Raw genomic sequence first — 25,230 nt, 5'->3', positions numbered from 1 at the left:
GCAATGTCCCTGACGCTTCTCTTCCTGCAACTCACCGTCATCCTCGTCACGGCACGCGCCTGTGGTCTCGCGCTGCGCGCGTTCGGCCAGCCCATGGTCATCGGCGAGATGGCGGCTGGGATCCTGCTCGGGCCGGTCGTGCTCGGCGCGCTGTTCCCGCAGTGGCATGCGCAACTCTTCCCGCCGGCGTCGCTGCCGGGGCTGTCTTCCCTGGCGACGATGGGCGTGGTGCTTTTCATGTTCATCGTCGGCGCCGAGCTCCGTGCGCCCAGCGGTATCGGGGGCCAGCTCAAGGCCGCAGGCTGGGTCGGACTGTCGAGCATGGCGCTGCCGATGGTGCTGGGCGTGGCGATCGCACCGGCGCTGCATCCGTCGCTGGCGCCGCCGGGCGTGGGCTTCTGGCCGTTCGCGCTGTTCCTGGGCGCGGCGCTGTCGATCACGGCGTTTCCGGTGTTGGCGCGCATCCTCAAGGACCGCAACATGACCCGCACCCGGGTCGGCCAGTTGTCACTGGGCGCCGCTGGCGTGGTGGACGCACTGGCCTGGGTGCTGCTCGCGCTGGTCGTTGCGTCGGCGAGCGCGGGCACCGGTCTTCAGGGCTTCGTGCGCATCGTGCTGGGCCTCGCGGTGATGGTGGCGGTGGTGTTGCTGCTCGTGAGGCCATTGCTGGCCCGGCAGCTTCGCAAGCACGCGCCCGACGGCGTGCCGCCGCCCATGACGCTGGCCGCGTTGCTCATCGGCCTCTTCGTCTGCGCGATGCTCACCGAATGGCTGCACCTGCATGCGGTTTTCGGTGCCTTCCTGTTCGGTATCGCACTGCCACGTGACGACCGGCTTCTGCACGCGCTGGTCGAGCGGATCGAGCCTCTGTCGATCGTCGTGCTGATGCCGATCTTCTTCGCGCTGGCCGGCCTGGGCACCACCACGGGCGCTTTCGCCGATGCCGGGCTCGGCGCGCTGGGCCTGATCCTGCTTGTGGCGTGCCTCGGCAAGATCGTCGGCGGCGCGGCCGGCGCGCGCGTGGCCGGCTACGGGTGGCGCGAGAGTCTCGCGACGGGTGCGCTCATGAATTCGCGCGGGCTCATGGAGTTGATCGTCATCAAGGTCGGCCTTGACGCGGGCCTGATCGGTGCCGAACTGTTCACGATGCTCCTGGTGATGGCGCTGGTCACGACGGCCGCAACCGGGCCGCTGCTGTCGCTGATCGGCCGACAGAGCGCTGACCCGGTCGACCAGGCCACGCACACCTAGGTCCGGCGGTCGCGTCGGGGCGTTTCTTCTTCGGTGGCGATGTCCACGTCATCCTTCTGTTCAGAGTTCAAAGGCAAGTTCGTTCATGGAAGCAAGGCAGCAGTGCGATGTTCTGGTAATCGGTGGCGGGCCGGCGGGTTCGACCATCGCGGCATTGTTGGCGCAGGAAGGCCGCCGGGTCGTGCTGCTCGAAAAAGAGCATCACCCGCGCTTCCACATCGGCGAGTCTTTGCTGCCGGGCAATGTGGCGCTGTTCGAGAAGCTCGGCGTCCGTGAGCAGGTCGAGAAGATCGGCATGCCGAAGTTCGGCATCGAGTTCGTCCCGCCGGACCTCGACTACTGCAGCTACGTGGATTTCTCCGAGGGGTGGGATTCCTCCAAGGATTCCGCCTGGCAGGTGCGGCGTTCCGAACTGGACACGCTGCTGTTCCGCAACGCGGAGCAGAAGGGCGCGATGACCCTCGAAGGCGCGAAGGTGCGGCAGGTGGACTTCGACGACGAAGGCGCCAACGTTCGCGCGGAGATCGAAGACGGCACGGCGCGTGAATGGCGCGCGCGCTTCGTGGTCGACGCCAGCGGCCGCGACACCTTGCTGGCCAACAAGTTCAAGTGCAAGCAGAAGAACCCCGACCACAACAGCACGGCGCTGTTCGGCCACTTCCGCAACGCGCGGCGCCTGGAGGGACGGCGCGAAGGCAACATCAGCATCTGCTGGTTCGAGCACGGCTGGTTCTGGTTCATCCCGCTGGCCGACGGCACGACCAGCGTCGGCGCGGTATGCTGGGCCTACTACCTCAAGGCGCGCGACAAGCCGCTGAAGGAATACTTCTTCGACACCATCGCGATGTGCCCCGAGCTGAAGGACCGCCTGAAGGACGCCACGCTGGTCGACGACAGGGTGCACGCCACCGGCAACTTCTCGTACTCCAGCACCCACGCCAGCGGCGAGCGCTATCTCATGGTGGGTGATGCCTACACCTTCATCGACCCGATGTTCTCCTCCGGCGTGTTCCTGGCGATGCAGAGCGCTTTCGACGGCGCGCAACTGGTGGCCACCGCGCTCGACCGGCCGGGCGAACTCGCGCCGGCACGTGTCGCGCTCGAGCAGCGCATGCGCGTCGGCCCACGCGACTACTCGTGGTTCATCTACCGCGTGACCAATCCGACGATCCGCGACATGTTCATGCACCCGCACAACGCCTTCAAGGTGAAGCAGGGCCTGATGTCGCTGCTGGCGGCCGACATCCACCACGGGCCGGCGTATCGCCGCTCGCTCTTCATGTTCAAGGTGATGTACTACATCGTGTCGCTGGTGAACTGGCGCCGCACCTACGCGGGCTGGGAGCGGCACCGCTTCAACATCCGCGACATGGGGCCGTTGAAGGGCGAGACGATTCAGCAGGCGGACTGACGGCCTGCCCTCGCGCCGGCATCGGTTGCGAAGGATGAGGGCGAGAACCTACATTCGCGTAGGCTTCGAACCGACCTGCGTCGATTTTCCGGCCGGCTATCGTCGACAGCTCTTGCCTGTTGTCCACGAGGTTTCCATGCCAGCCAATGCCCAAGTGCTCGGAAGAGTCGAATATCGCGCCGGCGACGGGCCGTCCATCGTCATCCCCCCTGGACCCATCGAGGTGCAGGTCTCCTTCGACAGCGCCGTCCTCAGTTGGGGCGATGGGGGTGCCGCGCAGACAACCGCGATTCCCATCGCCGAGTACCGGCGGTACGTCGCGGAGGGCGGCATCGTGGAAGACAAAGGCTGAGCAGCGGCATGACCACCAACGTTTCCCCTGAAGCGATCGACGCCGGCCCGGACCGGCTGTTGCAGGTCGGGGTCGACGGGTTGGATGACATCCTGGGCGGCGGCCTGACGGCGCACAGGCTCTATCTGCTGGAGGGCGCACCCGGCGCGGGCAAGACGACCGTGGCCATCCAGTTCCTGCGCGAGGGCGCCGCGCGCGGCGAGGCGGCGCTGTACGTCACGCTGTCGGAGACCAGGGCGGAACTCGATGGCGTGGCGCGCTCCCACGGCTGGGACATGCGGGGCATCGAGATTCGGGAAATGCTGCCGGCGCAGGATGCCCTCGAGCCGGACGACCAATACACGATGTTCCACCCGTCGGAGGTCGAACTGAGCGAGACCACGCTGCGCATCCTGGCGGACGTCGACGTGATCAAGCCGACGCGGGTCGTGTTCGATTCGCTGTCCGAACTCCGCCTTCTGGCCGGCGGCTCGCTGCGATATCGGCGGCAGATCCTGGCGCTCAAGCAGTTCTTCACCGGCCGGTTGTGCACGGTGTTGCTGCTCGACGACCTCACTGCGACGGACCAGGACCTCCAGGTGCAGAGCATCGCGCATGCCGTCATCCGGCTGGAGCAGCTGACCCCCGACTACGGTGCGGCCCGGAGGCGGCTGGTGGTCACCAAGTACCGAGGCAAGGAGTTTCGCGGCGGCTTCCACGACTACAAGATCGTTCGTGGCGGCCTGCGGGTGTTTCCCCGACTGGTGGCGGCGGAGCATGCGTCGCCCATGATTCAGACGCGCATTCCCAGCGACCTGCCTGCGCTCGACGAACTCCTGGGTGGCGGGCTCGAGAAAGGCACCAGCACGCTCTTCGTCGGCGCGCCCGGCACCGGCAAGTCGAGCGTGGCGGTGCAGTTCGCGATCGCTGCCGCACGACGAGGCGAATGCGCGGCGCTCTTCATCTTCGACGAGAGTATCAACACGTTGCGCACGCGCTGCGAAGGCATGGGGATGGATCTCGCGACCTACATGGATTCCGGGCACATACGCGTGCGGCAGATCGATCCGGCGGAGTTGTCGCCCGGCGAATTCGTTCACGAGATTCGCGTGGCCGTCGAGGAGCACGGTGCCACGGTGGTCATCATCGACAGCCTGAACGGCTATCTCAACGCCATGCCGGACGAGCGCTTTCTGATCGCGCAGTTGCACGAACTGTTGACCTATCTTGGGCAGCACGGTGTCGCCTCCATGCTGATCGGCGCCCAGCACGGCCTGATCGGCATGCAGATGCAGACGCCGGTCGATGCGAGCTACCTGGCCGATGCGGTGGTCCTGCTGCGCTACTACGAGTACCAGGGCGAGGTTCGGCAGGCCATCTCCGTACTCAAGAAGCGCGGGGGCGCGCACGAGCGCACGATCCGGTCGTTCTCGCTGACCTCCGAAGGCGTGCGCGTCGGCGAACCGCTGCGCAATTTCCGCGGCATCCTGTCGGGGATTCCGCTCCCGATCGACGGGGTCCGCTCCGAACCGTGAGCGAAGCGCCCTCCGAACTGGAGTTCCGCATCCTGCTGCGGGCGGCGACCTCCAGGGACGCCATGATGGCCAGCGCCGTGCTGGAGCGGACTTCGTTCGACCCGCACGTATGCGTCGACATGGGCGATCTCATGCGCGAACTCGCCAGAGGCGCAGGCGCCGTCATGCTGGCCGAAGAGGTGATCACCGGCACGGCGATCGCGGAGCTGAAGGTTGCGCTGGCGTCCCAGGGACCGTGGTCCGACCTGCCCGTGCTCGTGCTGGCCCGGCAGGGGGCCGACTCGCGGGCCATCGCCCATGTCATGGACGAGTTCGCCAACGTCACTGTCATCGAGCGACCGATGCGCGTGACGTCGCTCGTGAGCGCGGTGCGGACCGCCTTGCGCTCGCGCCGCCGGCAGTACGAGCTGCGCAGCCTGCTGGACGGCTTGCGCGACGCCGACCAGCGCAAGACGGAGTTTCTCGCCACGCTCGCGCACGAGTTGCGCAATCCGCTGGCGCCCCTGAGCACGGCCTTGTCGCTGCTCGCGCGCAAGAAGCCTTCCGCGGAGGAGTCCGGGAAGTACTACGAGCTCATGGGCCGCCAGGTGGAACACATGGTCCGGCTGGTGAACGACCTGATGGAGGTGTCGCGCATCACGCGCGGCAAGATCGAGCTCCAGATGGGATCGGTGCTGCTCGATGCGGTGATCGAGGACGCGATCGAGCTGAGCCGGCCGCTGGTCGAGCGGGCGGGGCACACGCTGTCCGTCGAATTGGGAGGCGAACCGCTCGTGGTGCGCGGCGATGCCGTCCGACTCACGCAGGTGTTCTCCAACCTCCTGAACAACGCGGCCAAGTACACACCGCCCGGCGGCCGCGTGCAGGTGATCGCGCGGCAGCAGGAGCGGCACGCCGTGGTCGAGGTCCGCGACACCGGGACAGGACTTTCCCCGGACATGCTGAAGTCGATCTTCGACATGTTCGTGCAGGTGAGCGGAACATCCAAGGCGGCGCAGGGCGGACTCGGCATCGGCCTGACGCTGGCCAAGAGCCTGGTCGAACTGCACGGCGGCAGCATTGAAGCCGCGAGCGAAGGCTTGGGCCGCGGCGCGACCTTCACGGTTCGGCTGCCGTTGGCGAAGAGCGCGCCTTCCGCGAGTACGCGCCGGACGGTGTCGCAGGACGGATGGGCACCTTCCATCGAAGGCGTCGTGCTCATCGTCGACGACAACCGCGATGCCGCCGACAGCCTGGCGGAGTTGCTCGAATCGATGGGCGCCGTCACCCTGGTCGCCTACAGCGGGGAAGAAGCATTGCAACTCGCCGCGGCGAACGAGATCGACATCGCGGTGCTCGATATCGGCATGCCCGGCATGGACGGCTGCGACCTGGCGCGGCATCTTCGTGCACAGCCCGATGGCGAGCGGATCGTTCTCGTCGCGCTGACGGGCTGGGGCCAGCAGGGCTACAAGGAGCGAATCGCGTCGGCAGGCTTCGATCACCACCTGCTGAAGCCCCTGAACCTGTCGGCATTCATGGCGCTGCTCAAGGGGCCGTAGGCTTGTCACGGCAATATTCACGTAGACAGCCGCCGTTCGCCAACCTTAGACTTATCTCATCCCTTCAGATTGAACATATTCAACGTGTCCATGCATTTGTCGATTTCGAATTTTCGATCCTGCGTTGCCTTTGAGCAGCGGAGTCGAATCATGTGGGGCATCTTCTAGTTCGCCCGCTCGCTTCGACCGGCTTCCCCCTCAAAGGCAACGAGTCCACCTCGTTGCCTTTTTGCTTTTCCGGACCTGAATCATGTTCAATCTTCTTGCAGACAAGGCCAGCAATCTCTTCGGATGGCGGACTGCGACGATCCTCGCCGTGTGTGCATGCGTCGCCGGCTGCGACCTCACGCCGAACGTCCTTTTCGTGGCGGACGGCAGCCCGGTTCGACTGCTGCAGCTCACCGATGCTCAGCAGGAGTGCACTGCGCCGAGCCGAGTCTGCTTTCTCTCGACCTGGGATGGACAGACGGCGCGCGGCTGCTGGTTGCGCGAGAAGGCGCAGGTTCGCGTGGTCTTTCCGAATGAGGAACAGACCGTGCCGTTGAACCTCTTTCGGCCGACGGCGTATGCGGAGTTCCGGCGGGTGTCGCTGGACTAGCCGATGCTGGCTGCCGGTCGAAGTTGCTGGGCACGGTGCATGTCGGCCACCGGGTGCACGCGCTGGATGGGTGCGCGCTGCACGTCGCGGCGCGCGATGCCTGCCACCTCCCTCACGAGGGCACGTGCGTCCCAATCGAGCGGCCAGCCCTTCCACAGGCGCAGCGCTCCGTTGACGAACACGCCTTCGATCTGGTCACGGTTGGCGAAGCGCACCAGTTCCCATGTCAGGTCCCAACTCGGAACGAACTCCGGAACATCGAGGTCGACGAGCAGGAAGTCCGCGGCCAGGCCCTCGGCGATGCGGCCCGTGACGGCACCCAGGCCCGCGGCCTCGGCGGCGCGATGGGTGCCATGGTCCAGCCACAGCCAGCCGCCGCCGCAGGACGAATCGCCGTTGGCCAGTCCGTGCGTGAGCCGCTGGGTGGCTTCCGCGGCATCCATCAGCCGGAAGCCGTCCGCGCGCGTGCCGTCGGTGCCCAGTCCGAAGGGAACGCCGAGCATGCCGAGCAGGCCGGCGTCGAGCACCGCATTGCCCTTCCACTGGCTCGCGACCGGGTTGTAGGCGACCGACGCGCCGCTGTCGCGCAGGAGGCCGACTTCGCGCGACGTCAGCAGCGTCGCATGAGCGAGGAGTGCCGAGGCGTTGAGCGCGCCACAGGCATGCAGCAGTTCGAGCGGTCGCAATCCGCGCGCAACCAGCGAGCGCTCGACGGCGGCCAGGTGCTCGTTCACGTGGGTCTGGAAGCGGCGACCGCTTTCCAGCGTGAGCGCCGCCACGTCGTGCAGCATGCGATCGGTTGCGGCTTCAGGGATCGAAATCGCGAGCGAGGGGTGCACCAGCGGATCGTGTTCGAGTCGGGCGAGAAAGGTGCTCGCGTTGTCGAGGATGCGCCGCGTGGCGGACTCGTTGCCGTCGAGCCCGGCGTCGTTGCAGATCATGCCGAGCACGCAGCGAATGCCGACATCGCGCGCCGCACCGGCGACCGCGTCCAGCCCGGCTTCGGAGCGTGTGCCGGCGTCGACCACCGTGGTGAAGCCGCCGCGCAGCGATTCCAATGCAGAAAGCTTCGCGGCGAGATAGGCCGCGTCGGCATCGAGCATCGATTCCATCGGCACCCAGATCCGGCGGAAGATTTCGGACGGCTCCCCGAAGGCCAGCGCCTTGCCGAAGGACTGCGTCAGGTGCGTGTGGGTGTCGACCATCCCGGGCATGAGGAGCCGCTGGGGCAAGGCGATCGGCGTCAATCGCGGGTGCGCCGCGACGACATCGGCCAAGGGGCCGACCGCGGCGAAGCGGCCGTCGCGGACCAGCACCGCCATGTCCTGCCTCGGTCCCTCGGGAAGCATCAGCCATTCGGGCGCCAGCAGCAGGTCGCCGCGGGTGTTCAAGAGTTCGGGAGAAAGCATGGTCGCTCCGGATGAAGGTTCAAGTCAGCAATAGCCATGCGAACCAAGCGCCAACCGCCAGCAGCAGCATGGAAACAAGGCGTTGGAGTTGTCGCGTGTCGAGGCGGGTCGCGGCGCGTTGTCCCGCGATGGAACCCGCCAGCATCAACACGCCGCACGAGGCTGCAAGTCGCAGGTCGAGCCGGCCCTCGAGCGCGTGGACCGTGCTGCTTGCGAGTGCCACCGGCAATTGAATAGCCTGCGCCGCAACCACCGAAAAAACGAGCGGCTGGCGCATCAGCATCAAGAGCGGCAGGACCAGCACCGGCCCGCCGGTGCCGGTGAGCGCGGAGCCCAGGCCCACCAGCACGCCCAGCGCCAGGAGCATTGGGGCCGCGAGGGGGGCGGCCGCGGACTCGGTGATCGTCGATCGCCGCAGGCCGCGCCAGCCCGAGAACAGCACCAGCACGGTCACGCCCGTCATCAGCGCGGCGGCCGGCATCCAGCGCACGAGCAGCGCGCCGGTGGCCGCCCCCGCGAGCCCGCCAACGAGCAGGGGGACACAGCGCGCGGCCAACGCTCGCTCGCGGCGGAGCGGCCCGAGCGCCACGAGCGCCGGCAAGGCGAAGCCCAGGGACGCAGCCGCAATCGCCTGTGGGAGCGGCACGCCGCCCAGCTTGGTCAGCACTGGAACCAGCAGAACGCCTCCGATGCCGCTGGCGCCGATCAGCCCGCCGGCCAGCAGGATGGCCGGCAGCACGATCCAGGCGCTTGTCATCGTCAACAGCATCGGGCGCTCCGGCCTATTCGGCCTTGATGCCGGCCGTCTGCACGACCCCGGCGATGGCCTTGCGTTCCTTCACGAGGTAGTCGGCGAAGGCCGGTCCGGTGATCAGTTGCGGCTTGACCGCGACGTCGGCGAGCTTGCGGGCGATCTCCGGGTCCTTGAGGGCGATGTCGAGTGCGGCGACCCAGGCGGAAGTGACTGCAGCCGGCGTTCCGGCCGGGGCCAGCACGCCGAGCCACGAGTCCATCTCGAGGCCCTTGAGTTCGGGCGTCTCGGCGAGCGCGGGGATCGCCGGCGCGCTGGGCGAACGGGCCAGCGACGTGACGCCGAAGGCCTTCACCTTGCCATCCCGGATGAAGGGCTGCGCGAGCGTGAGCGGCAGCACCGCGAGGTCGACCTGGCCGCCGGCCACGTCGGTCAGCACCTGCGGGCCAGCCTTGTAGGGCACATGCACGATGTCGATGCCGGCGCGCTGCTTGAACATCTCGGCCGTGATGTGCAGCGAGGTGCCGACGCCATCGGTGCCGAAGTTGAGCTGGCCCGGGTGCGCCTTCGCATACTGGATGAGCTCGCCGGCAGTGCGTGCGGACAGTGCCGTCTTGCCGATGAGGACGAAGGGAGAGGTGCCGACCGTCGCGACGGGCACGAAGTCCTTGAAGGTGTCGTAGCGCACGGCCGAAGGCGCCACCAGCGGCGCGACGTTCAACGGACTGGCCACCGCGAACAGCAGCGTGTAGCCGTCCGCCGGAGACCGCGCCACCTTCTGCGTGCCGATGGTGCCCGCCGCACCAGCCACGTTCTCGATCACCACCGGCTGCTTCAGCAACTCGGCGAGCTTTGGCGTGAGCAGACGCGCGGTGGCGTCGACGCCGCCGCCGGCAGAGAAGGGCACGATCAGCGAGATCGGCTTGTTGGGATAGCCTTCGGCGTGGACGGCACCGAAGCCGGCACCGAGCGCGAGCGCGGCGAGAAGGGGACGGAAGAAGGAGGCGCGGGTTGCATGCATGGTCATATCCTCGGTAGATGAACGAACGGGACAAGAAAAGCACCCTGATGGGGCGGAATCCTACTTGTTATGACAAGTTATAACAAGCTATGCAACCTGCATGCCAGGGGTTATCCTCGGCGCCGCCATGTCTGAACTTCCACAATCGCTGCATGCACAGCTCCGCGACGCCCTGCGTGCGCGCATCCTCGACGGCCGGCTCGCTCCGGGCGCCAAGCTCCCCTCCGAAGCCGAACTCACCGACGAGCATGGCGTGAGCCGAATCACGGTGCGACAGGCCCTGGGAGCGCTTCAGGCGGAGGGTCTCATCGTCAAGGTGCACGGCAAAGGTGCATTCGTGTCCCATCCCAAGGCGTCACAGAGCCTCAACCGGCTGGAGGGCCTGAACGAGGCCTTGGCGCTGGAGCAGCACGCAGTCAGCAGCAAGCGCCTCGCCTGGCGCGAGATCAAGGCGCCGCCCGCCGTGGCGCGGCAGTTGCAACTCGCTCCCGGCGAAAGCGTGTATCACCTGCAGACGCTGCGCTACCTCGATCGGGAGCCGTTGTCGGTCAACAACTCCTACTTGCCCCGCTTCCTCGGCGAAAAGCTGACGCGCGTCGATTTCTCTCGGCGCGACCTGATCGACGTCTTCGAGCACGAGGGCGGACTGAAGATCGGCGAGGCACAGATCGAGATCGGCGCAGGGCTGGCCCGTCCCCAGGATGCAAAGCTGCTGGGACTCGATCGCGGCGCGCCCGTCCTGGAGGTCGAGCGCCTGGTGCAGCTTGCGGACGGCCGGCCGATTCATGTTGAACTCGCGGTCTATCGCGCCGACACTTTCCGCTACAAGCTCAATTTGAGGCGTTAGGTTGGACTGGTCGGCGGGGCAGCCTTATCGGAGAATTCGGCAAATGGAACAGGAATGCCAACGATGCGAAAAGATCGCTGCTCACCCGCGCCGTCCGTGGGACGGTGCCTTCATCGAGCGTTCGGTGAGCAAGGATTTCAGGGGCGCATTGATTGCCCAGTGCGAGTGTCCGAAGTGCGGAGCGCTCTGGACTCGGACTGAGGATTCGATCAAGCAGTCCTTGAAGTGGACCAAGGTCAGCTAGGCGGCCGAGTCGCTCGCCGATGGCAGCATCGGGCCAGGAAACCTCAGACAGGTGAACGTTTCGATTTCAAACCGTAGTCTCGATCCAGCACCTCGAGCAGGTTGTTCTTCCCGCAAAGATGGCCTGCGCCAACGGCGACCAAGGTCTTTGTCGATTGCTTGGTGAACTCTGAAATCTTCAGCGCCCAGGCCCTGTTCCGACGGTCATACAGCGCCTGCTGCATTCGTCCAAACTTTGGAAGCTGGGCACCCGACAGCTTCGCAAGCGTTACGCGGTCGGCGTTTCGCCAGGCGTTGTAGAACGCGCGAAACATCGCAGCATTGCGGCTACCGTCAGAGAGTGGCATGCGGATCGCTTTTTCGATCTCCGCAGATGAGACACCGTCGAAAGCTGCCGCGAAGTCTTCAGCAGATTCCAGTCCAAGCAGAGGGCGAGGGTTTTCATTCAGCATCTCGCCGATGAGGCCCTCCACACCGCGCTCCGAATCGATGCCATTGAGATTTGCAACGAGCCATGCGGTGATGAGGTTGCACTCTTCGATTGGATCGATGGCCGCAGGCCAAATGCTTTTGAGTTGCTTGAGTGTCTCGGGGTCGAGCGAGGAGGTTGCGTAGCCTGGCATGCTCATCATCTTCTTGCCAGTCTCGGGGGTCATCTCAAGAACGATCCGGTCGGCCCAGGCGACCGATTGCTGCACGGCAGCCTCCCAGCCCACGCTGCCTTGCGGTACTGCATGAAGAGTCCCGATGATCCGTACCGAGTTTCCGACCAGATCGAATTGCATGAGCATTCCCGTCGTCAATGACCGCTGGATACCTCCAAAAGAAAATGCCCCGCTACCAATTTGATAGCGGGGCATCCAGAGGCCTTGCGGCTTGTAGTGGCTCCTCGACCTGGGCTCGAACCAGGGACCTACGGATTAACAGTCCGGCGCTCTACCGACTGAGCTATCGAGGAACAAGCCTCAAATTATAGCRTGGTTTTTTACGCTTCCAGCCGACGCACATCGAATCGAAACTTCAACGCAGAAATTTCTTCGCGTGCTGTGCGAGCTCGGAATCCGACGAAAACCTTATCGTTCATTTTCCCGGTACAGAGCGAGCAGTCTGGCCGCAGCGGCTTCGGGATCAGGATCTGCGACCAACGCGCGAACGACGGCGACCGAGCCGACGCCGGTCGCAAGTACTTCAGGCATGCGCGCGGCGTCGACACCGCCGATGCCGACTTGTGAATAGCCGCGCGTCAGTCGCGCATAGGCACCCAGGCGCGCGACGCCTTGCGGTGCGGTTGCCATCTGCTTCAGCGTGGTCGGATACACCGCGCCCATCGCGATGTAGCTCGGGCTGACCGCATCGGCGCGCACCATTTCCGCGTAGCCATGTGTGCTGACGCCCAGACGCAGGCCGGAGTCGCGAATTGTCTGGAGTTCCATCGGCGAAAGCGCGTCAAGGTCTTCCTGCCCGAGGTGAAGCCCATAGGCGCGTGCCTCGATCGCGACGCGCCAATGGTCGTTGATAAAGAGCAGGGCGTCGGTGCCTCGAACCGCTTCGACGGCCGCATGCACCTCGCGTGAAATCGCCTCGGCGTCGTTCGACTTGTATCGCAACTGCACCGTGGGCACGCCCGCACGCGCCATGCGTCCGACCCATTGCGCATCCGGAAGCACGGCGTAGAGGCCGAGCTTCATCGGGCACTGCGGGAAGGCATCGTCGCGCGAACCCGGCGGAAACGGACGCATGCCGAAGTCGGCGGGGTTTTCAGGCCATGCACCGGCATCGAACAGGCCGGTGCGCTGAATTTGCGCGTGCCAGGCGTTGGCCAGGCATTCGGCATCGACGTCGATGAACCCGAGCGTTGCGCAGGCCTGCCTGGCACCGCGATAGACGGCATCGTCGGATGTGAGAGAACCGAGAGAACCCGCCGAATTCGAGATTCCAAAGCGCGACGCATGCGCCGCGACGATGGCTTGCGCGATGGCGTTGGGGTCGGTCATTGCGTTCATTGCACTCATTGCACTCATTGCAGTCATTGCGAAGAAGCGTGATGCCAGAACGGCGTGCCGAGGACCGGCGTGCTCGGCTGGGCCGAGTCCTGCGCGGCCATCGCGCCCGCGCGATGCGCTTCGCGGCCCGCCTGCACCGCATCCGCGAACGCACCGGCCATCGCGACCGGATCCTGCGCCAAAGCGACGGCGGTGTTCAGCAGAACACCGTCGTAGCCCCACTCCATGACCTGGCAGGCATGCGAGGGAAGACCCAGTCCCGCATCGACGAGAAGCGGCACCGACAGCCGTTCGCGCAGCACTTGCAGAGCATAGGGATTGACGGGTCCGCGCCCGGTGCCGATCGGCGCAGCCCACGGCATCACCGCCTGGCAGCCGACGTCGACCAGGCGCTGGCACAGCACCAGGTCCTCGGTGCAGTAGGGCAGCACCTGAAAGCCGTCGCGGATCAACTGCGATGCGGCGTCGACGAGGTTCAGCGTGTCCGGTTGCAGGGTGTAGTCGTCGCCGATCAGTTCGAGCTTGATCCAGGCCGTGCCGAAGAGCTCGCGCGCCATCTGCGCCGTGGCGATCACTTCCTGCACGCTGTGGCAGCCGGCGGTGTTCGGCAGCACTGGCACGTCGAGGCGCCGCAGCAGGTCCCAGAAGCCGTTGTCGCTGCCGGAGGCGTTGGGCGTGGCGGTCTGGCGGCGCAGCGACGCGGTCAGCATCGCGGGCCTGGCGCGGCGGACCGCCGCCTCGAGAATGTCGGGCGAGGGGTAGCGCGCGGTGCCCAGCAACAGGCGGCTCTGGAAGGTCTGGCCGTAGAGGACGAGCGGGTCGGGGGTGGATTCAGTGGTCATGGCAGGTCCGGCTTTCTAGCCGCCCGTCACCGGGCGGATCACTTCGATGCGGTCATCGGGCTGAAGCAGATGCGATGCGTAGTTCGACCGCGGCACGAACTGACGATTGACCGCGGCAGCATAGGGCGGCGTCGCGTTGATGAGCGCGAGCGCATCCGACAGCTTCGCCTCGGGCGGCAGCGTGTGGGGCACGTCGTTGATCAGGATGTTCATGGCGTTGCGTTGTCCAGGCAGGTCGCCATGTCGAAGCGGCTCGCAAGCGCGGAGCGTCCGGTCGCGAGCAGTTCCATGGCGACGTCGAGGATGGCGGGTGCAATCATGAAGCCATGGCGGTAGAGGCCGTTGATCTGCATCACGCCCGGCCGCGGTTGCCGAATGGCGGGCAGGTTATCGGGGAGGGTGGGCCGGCATTGCGTGGCGATCTCGACGATGCGTGCTTCGGCGAACCCGCTGTGTACCGCGTAGGCGGCGCTCAGCAGTTCGAGTGTCGATCGCACGCTGGCCGGCGACATGTCATCCGACTCGATTTCCGTCGCGCCGATCACGAACAGATGATCCGGCTTCGGTGCGATATAGAGCGGATAGCGCGGGTGTACGAGGCGCGTGGGTCGCTGCAAGGCGACCTCCGGCGCATGCACGCGGATGACTTCGCCGCGCACGCCCCGGAGCGCATTCCACTGAGGGCGAGCGCCGAGGCCGCGGCAATCGATCACGCGTTCGGGCTGGCCGCCCGTGCCGGGTGCGAAATCGTCGATGGACCGTGGCGTGTGCCAATGCAGGCGAACCCCAGGCATCGCCTGAAGTGTCGCAAGCAGCGCCGCAAGCAGCCCACGATTGTCGAGCTGGCCCTCTTCCGGCAACAGCAGCCCCTGTGCGAAGCGCTGCCCGAGCGAAGGCTCGAGCGCCGCGATCCCGGCCGCGTCGAGCGACTTCATGGCGGGGAGCTCGGGCACGACTTCGCCGGTGCGGGCGAGGACGCGCGCCAGCCGCGCTGCCTCCGACGCGTCCTGCCGATGCCACACCACCAGCGTGCCTTCGCGCTGGAAGAAGACGGGCGCAGCCAGCGACGCGATCAGCGCAGGCCAGCGATCCAGCGCGTGATGGCCCATGCGCACCACGGACGGCGGCGCTACTGCGGACTCGGCCAGCGGCGCCAGCATCGCGGCAGCGACGCGGGCCGCCGCACCTTCGGCCTCCGGGCCGCCCGCTTCATACACGTCCACCTTGCACCCGCCCTGTGCCAACGTCACCGCGAGCAGCCGGCCCATGAGCCCGCCGCCAAGGACCGCGGCAGACCGGAACGGAAGTTCGAGACCCGTGCTCACGCCAGTTCCCCAACGCAACGCAAGAGCCCGGCGCATCCAAGACCAGAAATACCGCGGAACCGGCTTTGCCGGGTCGCAGGTATTGCCCCCCGGAGAGGGGGTGTCCGAGCCACACGAAGTGGGCGAGGCTGGGGGTAAGCTCCGTGCTCATGACTTATGCATCTTCGCGCTACGCACGTGTGCTCTCGATCGCAGGATCCGACAGCGGCGGCGGCGCCGGCATCCAGGCCGATCTCAAGACTTTCTCCGCGCTCGGGTGCTACGGCATGACGGCCATCACAGCGCTCACCGCCCAGAACACGCTCGGCGTGTCGGGAATTCACGGTGTGCCGTCGGCCTTTCTCAAGGCGCAGATTCAGGCCGTGGTCGAGGACATCGGTGTCGATGCCGTCAAGCTCGGCATGCTCCACGCGCCCGAAGTGGTCGAGGTCGTCGCGTGGGCCATAGACCACTACAAGCTCCCGAACGTGGTGCTCGACCCGGTGATGGTCGCCACCAGCGGCGACCGGCTGATCGCGGCGGAAACCGTCCAGGGCCTCGTGCGCGAGCTCTTTCCTCGTGCGGTGGTGGTGACGCCCAACCTGGACGAGGCGGCATTGCTGATCGGCCACGCGATCGACGGTGTCGATGCGCTCGACGACGCAGCCAGCGAGTTGCTGGCGCTGGGCGCGAATGCCGTCCTGCTCAAGGGCGGACACCTGCCGGGCGACGATGTGGTCGACCTGCTGGCCGAGGCGAGCGGTGATCGCCTGCGACTGGCATCGACGCGCATCGCCAGCCGCAACCTCCACGGCACCGGCTGTACCCTTTCGTCGGCCATCGCCGCGCACCTGGCGCTCGGCTACGACTTGCCGCAAGCCGTCGAACGCGCGCGCGGCTACGTGGTCGCCGCCATGGCGGCGGGCGCGGATGTGAAGGTCGGTGAGGGCCACGGACCCCTCAACCACGGCTTTGCGCCAGTGCCGATGGTCCGCCTGCCGGCGATGGTCGCGTGAACCATGCCAGCACGAAAGTGATCGCCAGGGTCGGCAAGGCCGAGCCCCACTGAGGCGCCCACGCGGCGCAGGCGTGGTAGATCGCGATGCCGCCGATCCAGATGGCAGCGGCTGCGATATCCACACGGCGCGAGCCCACCGTCGCGACGCTGCCGGTGCCCAGCCGCCCGAGGATCACGCCGTAGAGCGGAACGAAGACCGAACTCAGCAGCAGCAGGAAGGGTTCGAGCGAGTGCATCGGCAGCACCAGCGCCAGGGCGATGCAGACCGAAGCGAGCATCAGGCCCCAGCGGCGCACGCTCCAGCGTGGCTGCAGGCTGTGGGAAGAGACCGAGCCCGAGTACACGTCGCCATAGGCATTGTCGAGTTCATCGATCAGGATCAGGCCCAGCGCGACCAGTCCGCCCTGTGCGAGCAGGAGCGCCGTGACCAGGTCCGTGCCGGGTTCCGCGACGCTCACCACCATCACGCCCAGTGCATAGCACCAGATGTTGGCCACCGCGTAGCCGACCCAGGTCCCGCTGAAGGCGCTGCCCAGGCCACCCGAACTGCGCTTGCCGTGGCGCGCGTAGTCGGCCACCAGCGGTAGCCAGGAGACAGGCATGGCGATCACGAGGTCGAGCGCGCCGAACATCCCCATGCTGCCGTCGCCCGGTCGCGTCCAGAAGGCTTCCAGGCCCTTGGCGTGCAGCCGCGTCGCGAATTGCCAGGTCAACCAGATGAGCGAGAGCACCACCAGAGGCAGCCCGAACCGGCTGACGAAGCGGCGAACCAGCTTGACCATCGAGCCCGCCAGCAAGGCGAGCAGGACGGCACCCCAGAGCAGCGTCGTCATCAGGGAGCCCAGGTTGCCGTCGAGCGACCAGCCGAAGGCCTGCCGCCCGATGGCCTGCGTGCCCTCGCGCATGATCACGATTTCGAAGGTGGTCCAACCGATCAGTTGGACGATATTGAGCACCACCGGAAGCCGGGCGAAGGCGCTGCCGTAGGTGGCGTGCATCAGGCCTGCGCTGGCGAGTCCGCTTTCGCAGCCCAGGCGCGCGGTCCATGCCAGCAGGCCCGCGCCGATGCACGAGCCGAGCACGATGGCGACGACGGCATCGCGCGTGCCGACCGCCGGCACCAGGTAGGCGCCGATCTGCATGACCAGGAGGCCGACGCCGAGGCTGAACCACAGCGCCATGTGGTCGTGCCATCGAAAGACGCGGCCGGCCTCGCGCAGCGGCGTCAGCGCCTCGTTGGCACCAGCCGGTGCGGGATCGTCGTGTGTGTTTGCCATCCATTTGCTCCCATGCAAATTGTTGGCAGGTGGGCGAGGCCCGGCGGTGGGACCGGCACGCGAGAGAACGTGACGGCCGCTGGACCAGCTTCCCTGCGCGAGGATTACCTCGGGCCGAAGATTCAAGTGAATCCTCCGGCCCCGACCACTTCTGGCCGAGTCAGGTTCAAAGGGACTTTCTCAGCCGACCATCGGTCAGCACCCCTAGCGACGTGCCATTGTAGGGCGGACACGAAAAAGCCCGCCGAAGCGGGCTGTGCAGGGCCGGGCCGTCCGCGGCGGCCAGCTGGAAATCAAGCGTGCCGCACGACGCTCTGCGGGTCGAGGGGCACAGCATCGAGTTGATCCGCCCCCGTCGACTGAAGGGAAGGTCCCGAATCGCCGCCGAACTGCGGCGGGAAAAAGCGTTTCGTCAGGCGCAGAACCACCCAGAACAAGGCCGTGACCACAACGGCCAGCAGCAGGCCGCCGAGGATGTCGAACGGGAAATGAACCCCGACGTAGACGCGCGCCCATCCGGTCATCGCTGCGATGACGAACATCGCAAGGCCGGCCGTGCGCAGAGGCGGGCGCATGCACAGGACCAGCGCAACGGTGAACATCACCGAGGCGTGCGCGCTCGGCATCGAGCCGCGCGCGCCGTGCAGGATGTGCGCCGGGCTCAGGCCGAGCATGAAGGGGCGTGGTGCGTTGATGGCATTGGCCAGCATATGGGCGGCGATTGCCGCGACGGCGGCTGCAGCCAGCGTGCCCATGCAGTAGGAGCGTTGTGCGGGTTTGCGCCATACGGCCCAGGCCATGATCGCCACGCAGGCCCAGGGTGATCTTTCAGCGATGACGGACGCCATCCACAGGAGTTGAGGATGGGGCGCAGAGCCCGCGGCCAGCCACTGAAAGAGGGAAATGTTCAGCGCCTGCATCCCGGAATCCTAGGCTGGCGCGATGTCGACAGCGTGAATCGGATATTCACATCCCGTTCAGGGTCGCAACGGCGCGTGCACCCCTGCGTCACACAGGGATCAGTGCTTGACGCCGAGCAGCGCATGCAGGCGCGTGCTGGTCGTCGTGTATTGCAGCGGGATCGACTTGTCGGGAAACACGACCGCGGTCGCACCCCAGGCGGCCAGCGTGGCTTCGTGGAAGCCGCAGACGATCAGTTTCTTCTTGCCCGGATAGGTGTTGATGTCGCCGACCGCGAAGACGCCGCGTTCGCGCGTTTCGAACTTCTCGGTGTCGACCGGCACCTGCTTGCGCACCAGATCCAGGCCCCAGTCGGCGACGGCTCCCAGGCGAGGGGAAATCCCGAGGCAGCCGACCAGTGCATCGAATGGCAATGAGATGGTTTGCCCATCGGGCGTGGCGATTTGCAGTTGGGCGTCGTCGAAGGCAACCGGCTGCCCGACGGCCAGGCGCATCGTTCCTGCGGCGATTCGCTCTCGCAAGGCCGCGACCGTCGCGTCCTCGGCCTGGAAGACGTCGCGCCGATGCAGCAGCGTGACCTGCTTCGCGATCGGCACGAGCGCCAGTGCGGTATCGAGCGCGCTGTCGTCGCCGCCGTTGACCACCACCGTCTGTCCGGCAAAGCGATCGAGCGCGTCGGGGTGGTAGAAAAGCTTTGTTCCTTCCAGCCGTTCGATGCCTTCGACGGCGATGCGCTTGGGGACGAAGGCGCCGACGCCCGCAGCAACGAACACGGTCCTGGCGAGGAAAACGTTGCCCTTGCTGGTACCCAGCAGAAGACGCCCATCGTCCTGACGGGCGAGCGTCGCGACCTGCTCGCCCAGGTGGAATTGCGGCTTGAAAGGCGCGATCTGCCGTTGCAGCGATTCCACGAGACCCCTGCCGGTGGTCACCGGGGTGCCCGGGATGTCGTAGATCGGTTTGTCGCCATACAGCTCGACGCACTGGCCGCCGATACGGGGCAGGGCGTCGACGATGCGGCAGGAGATTTCAAGCAGGCCCAGCTGGAAGGCCTGGAACAGCCCGACCGGACCCGCGCCGATGATCAGCGCGTCGGTCTCGATGGGGCTTGCCGCAGTGCTCAGCGCACCAGCTCCGAGACCTTGTCGGTCTTGTCTTTCCATTCGTCCGCATCGGGCAGCGCCGGCTTGCGCTTGGTGATGCTCTTCCACCCATCGGCCACCGCCAGCTCGGCGTTGATCTTGATGAAGGCCAACTGGTTGGCGGGAAGGTCTTCCTCCGCGTAGATCGCGTTCACGGGGCACTCGGGAATGCAGACCGCGCAATCGATGCACTCGTCGGGATCGATCACCAGCATGTTCGGCCCTTCACGGAAGCAATCGACGGGGCAAACGTCGACGCAATCGGTGTATTTGCAGCGGATGCAGGATTCGGAGACGACGTGGGTCATGGTTCTAGGCTGGCGGGAGGAAAGATCGGGAAAACCCCGAATTTTAGGGCTTTGTGGGCGCAGGCCGCACCAGCACGGCAGCGGAGGTCCTGTGGGAGGCGGTGTCGACGAGGATCAGCGACCCCAACGTGCGCGACTGGGTGAAGGGCAGCACGGCCAGCGGCTGCTGCAGGCTGAGCACGACGTCGCCGATCGCATTGGCTTCGAGCTGGTCGGCCGGCTCGGAGTCCAGCGTCGTGATGTTGACGCGATCCACGATGCGCGCCACCTTGGCCTTGACCCAGCGGTGGCCCTGGAGCGCCCAGTAGACACGCCCTGCCACCAGCGGTTCGTCGTCGAGCCAGGCGATGGTCGCCGTGATTTCGCGCGCCGGCTCGAAGGCGCCGGGTTCCAGCAGCCAGTCGCCGCGTGAGACATCGAGTTCGCGGTCCAGCACGATGCCGGCGCTGTGGCCCGCATGCACGGCCTTGGGCTGGCGGGTATGGCTCAGCACTTGCGCCACGGTGGCGGACTGGTTGCTCGGCAGTACGGTGACGCGCTGGCCGGGCTCGACGTGCCCGCTGGCGACGCGACCCCAGAAGACCCGACGGCCACGCGAGGTGTCGGCCGAGGCGGAGAACTTCTCGACCCATTGCACGGGGAAGGCGAAGGGCACGGCCTCGTCCTGCGCGGTGACCGGCAGTTGCTCCAGCAGTTCGAGCAGGCTCGGGCCTTCGTAGCCTGCCCAGTCGACATGGCGCGAAGCGACGTTCCAGCCCTTGAGCGCCGAGATCGGCACGGTGGCGGCGACCTTCACACCCGCGGCTTCCGCAAAATTCGCGAGCGCCTCGGATATACGCTCGAAAGCCAGTTCGGCATCGTCGATGGCGTCGAGCTTGTTCACCGCGAACACGATCGACTGCACGCGCAGCAGATGGCACAGCAGGGTATGGCGACGGGTCTGCGGCAGCAGCTCGCGCCTGACGACTTCGCCGTCGCCGCATTCGGCCGCCCAGGCCAGCTTGGTGGCATCGACCAGCACCACGGCCGCGTCGGCGCTCGAAGCGGCCGTGACCATGTTGCGCGTGTACTGCTCGTGGCCCGGCGCATCGCCGATCACGAACTTGCGGTGCGCGGTCGAGAAATAGCGGTAGGCCACGTCGATGGTGATGCCCTGTTCGCGCTCGGCCGACAGGCCGTCGGTCAGCAGCGCCAGATCGGTCTCGCCGCCGCGTTGCACGCCCGCCAGTTGGTCCTGCAGCACGGTCTTGCTGTCGACCAGCAGGCGCCCGATCAGCGTGCTCTTGCCGTCGTCGACACTGCCGCAGGTGATGAAGCGCAGGGCAGCGCCGGTCTCGGCGTGCGTTGAAGTTGCTGGCGATTGGGTTGCGATCGTCATCAGAAGTAACCGTCTTTCTTTCGCTTTTCCATGGAGGCTTCGGACGTCTTGTCGTCCATGCGCGTCGCGCCGCGTTCGCTGACGTCAGCCGCCAGCGTTTCGATCACCACGTCGCCGGCGTCGGCGGCGAGGCTGTCGACCGGGCACGTGCAGGTGATGTCGCCCACGGTACGGAAGCGCACGTCGCGCACCTCGACCTGCTCGCCATCGCGCGGCGGCGTCAGCTCAGTCACCGGCACCAGCAGGCCGCGGCGCTCGACCACTTCGCGCTTGTGCGTGTAGTAGATCGAGGGCAGGGCGATGTTCTCGCGCTCGATGTACTGCCACACGTCCAGTTCGGTCCAGTTCGAGATCGGGAACACCCGGAAATGCTCGCCCGGTGCAAGACGCGTATTGAAAAGCGTCCACAGCTCGGGACGCTGGTCCTTGGGCTGCCATTGGCCGAAGCTGTCGCGGTGCGAAAAGATGCGCTCCTTGGCGCGGGCCTTTTCCTCGTCGCGGCGGGCGCCGCCAATCAGCGCGTCGAACCGGAATTCCTCGATTGCTTCGAGCAGCGTGACCGACTGGTGCACGTTGCGCGATTCGTCCGGATGCGCCAGGCGCACCGTGCCGCGCTTCATCGAATCCTCGACGTTGCGCACAATGAGTTCGGCGCCGAGTTCCTTGGCGCGCGCATCACGGAAGGCCGTCACTTCGGGGAAGTTGTGGCCGGTGTCGATCATCAGCAGCGGGTAGGGGATGCGGCCGATGCCGAAGGCTTTCTCCGCGCACTTGAGCAGCACCAGCGAATCCTTGCCGCCCGAGAACAGCAGCGTGGGCCGCTCGAAAGAGGCGGCCACCTCCCGCAGGATGAAGATGGTCTCTTCTTCCAGTGCGTCGAGCTGCGTGTTGGACAGGCGCGCGAGCGACTGCGTGGTGTTCAGCAGCAGGTCGGGTTCGGTTCGGGCATTCATGGAAATGGGGCGCTCAGAGAGTGGATCGGATACGACGTGGGACATCAGTGCGCGAGGTGCAGACCGCATTCCCTGTTGTCCTCGCCCTTGGTCGGATCGAGATAGTCGAAGTTGTTCGGCAGGCCATGCGCCTGACAATAGTCGTACAGATCCTTCGACGACCAGTGCAGCAGCGGCGCGACCTTGATCAGGCCATCGGGATTGATGCTGACCGGATCCATCTGCGCGCGCACGGCCGTGTCGGTGGCCCGCAGCGCGGTGAACCAGACCTGCGGCGCCATCTCGCGCAGCGCGCGTGCGAAGGGCTCCAGTTTCACCTCCTCGGTGAAGGCGGCGTGGCGCGGATCGTCGAGCGCCGGCGTCGGGCCTTCCACCGCTTCGCGATGCGCTCGCGAGCGCCGGGGCACGAAGATGCGCAGATCCAGCTTCAGCAGCTTCGTCACCTCGTCGGCGAAGCGGTAGGTGGCGTCGGTGTTGTAGCCGTTGTCCATCCAGACCACCGGCACGTCGGGCTTCGCGCGCGTGACCATGTGCAGGATCACCGCCTCGAAGGGCCGGAAGTTGGTGGTGATGATCGACGGCCGGTCCAGGCCGATGGCCCAATCCACAAGGCCTTCGGCGTTGCGGCCCAGCTTGGCGTTGACTTGTGCGAGATCGATGCTCATTTGGCGAAGTTTTCGGTGGGGCAGGGGGCGTGCTGGCGGCTCGCTCAGGCGCGCTTGAAGATCGGCGTGGCTTGCACCGCGTCACCTTGATAGAAGGCGGCAAAACGGTCGAACTGGCGCTGCGCGGCGGAGGCGTCCACGCCTTCCTTCAGCACGGCGCTCGAAAAACCGGTGCGTTGCATCTGCACCAGTTGGTCGATCAGCACGTCCCCGGTGGCGCGGATGTCGCCCTTGAACCCGAGTCGACGGCGCAACAGGAAGGCCTGGCTGTAGGCGCGCCCATCGGTGAACTTCGGAAAGTCCAGGTCGATGCGCTCCACGTCGTCGAGGCACACCTCGATCGCCAGCGGGTCGGCGTCATTGGGCAATTGCATGACGTTCGGGTCGCCGTTGTCCACGTGGTCTTCGGCAGCGATCAGTTGAAGCGTCTTGTTCATGCCGCCTCCTCGACCTTGAAGCGCGCGCCGTTGGCGGCGGCCTTGAAAGGCTCGATGCCGACGCGCCGCAGCGCATCGATGAAGGTCTCGCCCGTCTCGCGGGTGTCGCGGTAGGTGTTGAGCACGGCCTCGATCACGTCGGGCACTTCGGCCGCCGAGAACGAGGGGCCGACCACCTTGCCGGGCTGCGCCGCACCGCTGAGCGCGGAGCCGTCGGAGCCGCCCAGAGTCACCTGGTACCACTCCTTGCCGTCCTTGTCGACGCCGAGGATGCCGATGTGCCCGCTGTGGTGGTGGCCGCATGAATTGATGCAGCCGCTGATGTGCAGGTCGATCTCGCCGAGGTCGTCGAGCTCGTCCAGGTCCTGGTAGCGCTCGGTGATGGCTTCGGCGATCGGGATCGATCGCGCGTTCGCCAGCGCGCAGAAGTCACCGCCGGGGCAGGCGATCATGTCGGTCAGCAGGTGCACGTTGGCGCTTGCGAAGCCGGCTTCGCGTGCGGCCAGCCACAGGGCGTGCAGGTCTTCGGCATGCACCCAGGGCAGCAGCAGGTTCTGGTCGTGCGTGACGCGGGCTTCGCCGGCGCTGAACCGCTCGGCGAGCCGGGCGGCCGTGTCGAGCTGGTCGGCGGAGGCATCGCCGGGCGCCTGCAGGCGACGCTTGAAGGACAGCGTGACCGCGCGCAGCGCCGGGTTCTTGTGCGGCGCGACGTTGCGCGCCAGCCAGCGCGCGAACATCACGTCGTCGGCGGCCTGCGCACGCAGGTCGGCGTCGGTTTCCTCGGCGCTGCGGAATACACGGGTCGCCAGCGTCGGCGGCACGAAAGAAGCGCTCACGCGGTCGAGTTCGGCCTGCGTCACCGTGTGCGGCGCGCCGTCGTGCTCGATGATCTGCTTGTACTCGGCCTCGACATCGTCGATGTAGCGCTGGCCCTCGGCCTTCACCAGGATCTTGATGCGCGCCTTGTAGATGTTGTCGCGTCGTCCGTAGCGGTTGTAGACCCGGATCACCGCTTCGAGGTAATTCATGATCTGGTTCCATGGCAGGAACTCCCGCAGCACGGTGCCGATGATCGGCGTGCGGCCCATGCCTCCGCCGACCTGCACGCGGAAGCCCAGTTCGCCCGCGTCGTTCTTCAGCAGGTGCAGGCCCACGTCGTGCCAGCCGGTGGCGGCACGGTCTTCCGTGGCGCCGGTGATCGCGATCTTGAACTTGCGCGGCAGGAAGGCGAATTCGGGGTGAAGCGTGCTCCACTGGCGCATGATTTCCGCAAAGGGACGCGGGTCCGCGATCTCGTCGACCGCTACGCCGGCGCGCTCGTCGCTGGTGATGTTGCGGATGCAGTTGCCGCTGGTCTGGATGCCGTGCATGTCGACCGAGGCCAGCAGGTCCATCACATCGGCCGATTTCGACAGCGGGATCCAGTTGTATTGCACGTTCTGGCGCGTCGTGAAGTGCGCGTAGTGCGTCGGCAGCTTGTGCGAGCCGAGCTTGCCCTGGGTGGCGATGGCGGTCTTGTAGACCTCGGCCTCCGGCTCGTCGTATTCGCGGGCGATCTTCGCGAGCACGCGCAGCTGGCGGCTCGACAGTTCGCCGTAGGGCACGGCCACGCGCAGCATCGGCGCATAGCGCTGGACATACCAGCCGTTTTGAAGCCGCAGGGGGCGGAACTCATCCTCGGCGAGCTTGCCCGTTTGCCAGCGTTCGAGCTGGTCGCGGAATTGAGCCGCGCGCAGGTGCACGAACTGGCGGTCGAAATCTGTGTATTGGTACATCGTGTGTCAGTTGCTGGAAGGCGGTGCCTCCACAGCCTCGTCAACGGGAGCGAGGAATGTAGAAGCGCGCCTTATGGAAACAAACTATTTTTTGGTTCGCGCCTTATGCGGATAAGCATATTCACCAGTCTCCATGCGGGTTTGCGGGCGATTGAATGCTTATTCCGGATAAGGCGGGCGACTTCGGGCTCGCCGTTTGGGAGCGACGGGTCCCGGTTCGAATCCCGGTGAGATTCTAGGAAAGGACGCGCCTGCGCGTGCGCGTCATT

Annotated in this window: 25 protein-coding genes and 1 tRNA gene; 8 read left to right on the top strand and 18 right to left on the bottom strand. The window is 66.3% G+C overall.

Annotation, left to right across the window (positions count from 1 at the left end; translation table 11 throughout):
* Positions 1 to 3 precede the first annotated feature (3 nt).
* The 6 genes from AC1D3B_RS20995 to AC1D3B_RS20970 all read left to right on the top strand — a co-directional run bounded on the left by AC1D3B_RS20995 (position 4) and on the right by AC1D3B_RS20970 (position 6,667).
* Positions 4 to 1,251 (top strand): cation:proton antiporter, encoded by a 1,248-nt coding sequence (locus tag AC1D3B_RS20995; RefSeq protein ID WP_478192604.1) that lies wholly within the window; start codon positions 4 to 6, stop codon positions 1,249 to 1,251.
* Positions 1,252 to 1,336: 85 nt separating this feature from the next.
* The gene (locus tag AC1D3B_RS20990; RefSeq protein WP_478192603.1) at positions 1,337 to 2,662 is read left to right on the top strand and encodes an NAD(P)/FAD-dependent oxidoreductase; all 1,326 of its coding nucleotides are present in this window, start codon (positions 1,337 to 1,339) and stop codon (positions 2,660 to 2,662) included.
* A 136-nt stretch (positions 2,663 to 2,798) separates the two neighbouring features.
* Positions 2,799 to 3,014: a hypothetical protein gene (locus tag AC1D3B_RS20985; RefSeq protein ID WP_478192602.1), complete on the top strand. Its 216-nt coding sequence runs from the start codon at positions 2,799 to 2,801 to the stop codon at positions 3,012 to 3,014.
* Between the two features lie 8 nt (positions 3,015 to 3,022).
* Entirely contained in the window at positions 3,023 to 4,528 is a 1,506-nt protein-coding gene (locus AC1D3B_RS20980; RefSeq protein ID WP_478192601.1) for an ATPase domain-containing protein, read from the top strand.
* Positions 4,525 to 6,069 (top strand): hybrid sensor histidine kinase/response regulator, encoded by a 1,545-nt coding sequence (locus AC1D3B_RS20975; RefSeq protein ID WP_478192600.1) that lies wholly within the window; start codon positions 4,525 to 4,527, stop codon positions 6,067 to 6,069. Before AC1D3B_RS20980 ends, AC1D3B_RS20975 begins: the two co-directional genes overlap by 4 nt.
* Before the next feature lie 250 nt (positions 6,070 to 6,319).
* On the top strand, positions 6,320 to 6,667 hold the full coding sequence (locus tag AC1D3B_RS20970) for a hypothetical protein (protein WP_478192599.1): 348 nt from the start codon (positions 6,320 to 6,322) through the stop codon (positions 6,665 to 6,667).
* Here AC1D3B_RS20970 and AC1D3B_RS20965 read toward each other — a convergent pair.
* Genes AC1D3B_RS20965 through AC1D3B_RS20955 form a run of 3 tightly spaced genes read right to left on the bottom strand, consistent with a single transcriptional unit; the run spans position 6,664 to position 9,848 of the window.
* Positions 6,664 to 8,076: an amidohydrolase family protein gene (locus tag AC1D3B_RS20965; RefSeq protein WP_478192598.1), complete on the bottom strand. Its 1,413-nt coding sequence runs from the start codon at positions 8,074 to 8,076 to the stop codon at positions 6,664 to 6,666. The genes AC1D3B_RS20970 and AC1D3B_RS20965 overlap by 4 nt on opposite strands.
* Positions 8,077 to 8,095: 19 nt before the next feature.
* On the bottom strand, positions 8,096 to 8,845 hold the full coding sequence (locus AC1D3B_RS20960; protein WP_478192597.1) for a sulfite exporter TauE/SafE family protein: 750 nt from the start codon (positions 8,843 to 8,845) through the stop codon (positions 8,096 to 8,098).
* Between the two features lie 13 nt (positions 8,846 to 8,858).
* Positions 8,859 to 9,848 carry a Bug family tripartite tricarboxylate transporter substrate binding protein gene (locus AC1D3B_RS20955; protein WP_478192596.1) on the bottom strand — a complete coding sequence of 330 codons (990 nt, stop codon included), beginning with the start codon at positions 9,846 to 9,848 and terminating at the stop codon, positions 8,859 to 8,861.
* 127 nt (positions 9,849 to 9,975) lie between these two features.
* On the opposite strand from AC1D3B_RS20955, the gene AC1D3B_RS20950 reads away from it, so the two are divergent.
* Positions 9,976 to 10,695, top strand: coding sequence for a GntR family transcriptional regulator (locus AC1D3B_RS20950; RefSeq protein ID WP_478192595.1), 720 nt, complete (start codon positions 9,976 to 9,978; stop codon positions 10,693 to 10,695).
* 287 nt (positions 10,696 to 10,982) lie between these two features.
* Here the strand turns inward: AC1D3B_RS20950 and AC1D3B_RS20945 are convergent, their stop codons facing one another.
* From AC1D3B_RS20945 to AC1D3B_RS20920, 6 genes are all read right to left on the bottom strand, one after another.
* A complete protein-coding gene (locus AC1D3B_RS20945; protein ID WP_478192594.1) occupies positions 10,983 to 11,723 on the bottom strand; it encodes a TraB/GumN family protein in 741 nt (246 codons plus the stop codon).
* Positions 11,724 to 11,820: 97 nt separating this feature from the next.
* Positions 11,821 to 11,896, bottom strand: a tRNA-Asn gene (locus AC1D3B_RS20940).
* Positions 11,897 to 12,011: 115 nt separating this feature from the next.
* Entirely contained in the window at positions 12,012 to 12,941 is a 930-nt protein-coding gene (locus tag AC1D3B_RS20935; protein ID WP_478192593.1) for a thiamine phosphate synthase, read from the bottom strand.
* Between the two features lie 23 nt (positions 12,942 to 12,964).
* Positions 12,965 to 13,783: a thiazole synthase gene (locus AC1D3B_RS20930; protein ID WP_478192592.1), complete on the bottom strand. Its 819-nt coding sequence runs from the start codon at positions 13,781 to 13,783 to the stop codon at positions 12,965 to 12,967.
* 15 nt (positions 13,784 to 13,798) lie between these two features.
* Positions 13,799 to 13,996, bottom strand: a complete 198-nt coding sequence (thiS, locus tag AC1D3B_RS20925) for a sulfur carrier protein ThiS (RefSeq protein WP_478192591.1) — start codon at positions 13,994 to 13,996, stop codon at positions 13,799 to 13,801.
* The gene (locus tag AC1D3B_RS20920) at positions 13,993 to 15,108 is read right to left on the bottom strand and encodes an FAD-dependent oxidoreductase (protein ID WP_478192590.1); all 1,116 of its coding nucleotides are present in this window, start codon (positions 15,106 to 15,108) and stop codon (positions 13,993 to 13,995) included. The genes thiS and AC1D3B_RS20920 overlap by 4 nt, the downstream gene beginning before the upstream one ends.
* A gap of 149 nt (positions 15,109 to 15,257) precedes the next feature.
* Between AC1D3B_RS20920 and thiD the strand changes: the two genes are divergently transcribed.
* A complete protein-coding gene (gene thiD, locus AC1D3B_RS20915) occupies positions 15,258 to 16,103 on the top strand; it encodes a bifunctional hydroxymethylpyrimidine kinase/phosphomethylpyrimidine kinase (protein ID WP_478192589.1) in 846 nt (281 codons plus the stop codon).
* Here the strand turns inward: thiD and AC1D3B_RS20910 are convergent.
* The 9 genes from AC1D3B_RS20910 to AC1D3B_RS20870 form a co-directional block, all read right to left on the bottom strand.
* On the bottom strand, positions 16,048 to 17,382 hold the full coding sequence (locus tag AC1D3B_RS20910) for a purine-cytosine permease family protein (protein ID WP_478192588.1): 1,335 nt from the start codon (positions 17,380 to 17,382) through the stop codon (positions 16,048 to 16,050). The two genes, thiD and AC1D3B_RS20910, sit on opposite strands and share 56 nt — an antisense overlap.
* 293 nt (positions 17,383 to 17,675) lie before the next feature.
* On the bottom strand, positions 17,676 to 18,302 hold the full coding sequence (locus AC1D3B_RS20905; RefSeq protein ID WP_478192587.1) for a phosphatase PAP2 family protein: 627 nt from the start codon (positions 18,300 to 18,302) through the stop codon (positions 17,676 to 17,678).
* 99 nt (positions 18,303 to 18,401) lie between these two features.
* Positions 18,402 to 19,466: an NAD(P)/FAD-dependent oxidoreductase gene (locus AC1D3B_RS20900; protein WP_478192586.1), complete on the bottom strand. Its 1,065-nt coding sequence runs from the start codon at positions 19,464 to 19,466 to the stop codon at positions 18,402 to 18,404.
* Positions 19,424 to 19,753, bottom strand: coding sequence for a ferredoxin FdxA (fdxA, locus tag AC1D3B_RS20895; protein ID WP_435517900.1), 330 nt, complete (start codon positions 19,751 to 19,753; stop codon positions 19,424 to 19,426). Before fdxA ends, AC1D3B_RS20900 begins: the two co-directional genes overlap by 43 nt.
* A gap of 43 nt (positions 19,754 to 19,796) precedes the next feature.
* Positions 19,797 to 21,131 (bottom strand): sulfate adenylyltransferase subunit 1, encoded by a 1,335-nt coding sequence (locus AC1D3B_RS20890; protein WP_478192585.1) that lies wholly within the window; start codon positions 21,129 to 21,131, stop codon positions 19,797 to 19,799.
* Positions 21,131 to 22,084, bottom strand: a complete 954-nt coding sequence (cysD, locus tag AC1D3B_RS20885) for a sulfate adenylyltransferase subunit CysD (protein ID WP_478192584.1) — start codon at positions 22,082 to 22,084, stop codon at positions 21,131 to 21,133. The genes AC1D3B_RS20890 and cysD overlap by 1 nt, the downstream gene beginning before the upstream one ends.
* Positions 22,085 to 22,128: 44 nt before the next feature.
* Entirely contained in the window at positions 22,129 to 22,749 is a 621-nt protein-coding gene (locus tag AC1D3B_RS20880) for a phosphoadenosine phosphosulfate reductase domain-containing protein (RefSeq protein WP_478192583.1), read from the bottom strand.
* A 44-nt stretch (positions 22,750 to 22,793) separates the two neighbouring features.
* Positions 22,794 to 23,186, bottom strand: coding sequence for a DUF934 domain-containing protein (locus AC1D3B_RS20875; RefSeq protein ID WP_478192582.1), 393 nt, complete (start codon positions 23,184 to 23,186; stop codon positions 22,794 to 22,796).
* Entirely contained in the window at positions 23,183 to 24,961 is a 1,779-nt protein-coding gene (locus tag AC1D3B_RS20870; RefSeq protein ID WP_478192581.1) for a nitrite/sulfite reductase, read from the bottom strand. Before AC1D3B_RS20870 ends, AC1D3B_RS20875 begins: the two co-directional genes overlap by 4 nt.
* Positions 24,962 to 25,230: the final 269 nt, after the last annotated feature.

The sequence above is a fragment of the Variovorax sp. P5_A3 genome (genome assembly GCF_056400665.1).
The sequence above is the reverse complement of the archived record's forward strand: the minus strand, read 5'-3'. Positions and strand labels throughout refer to the sequence as shown.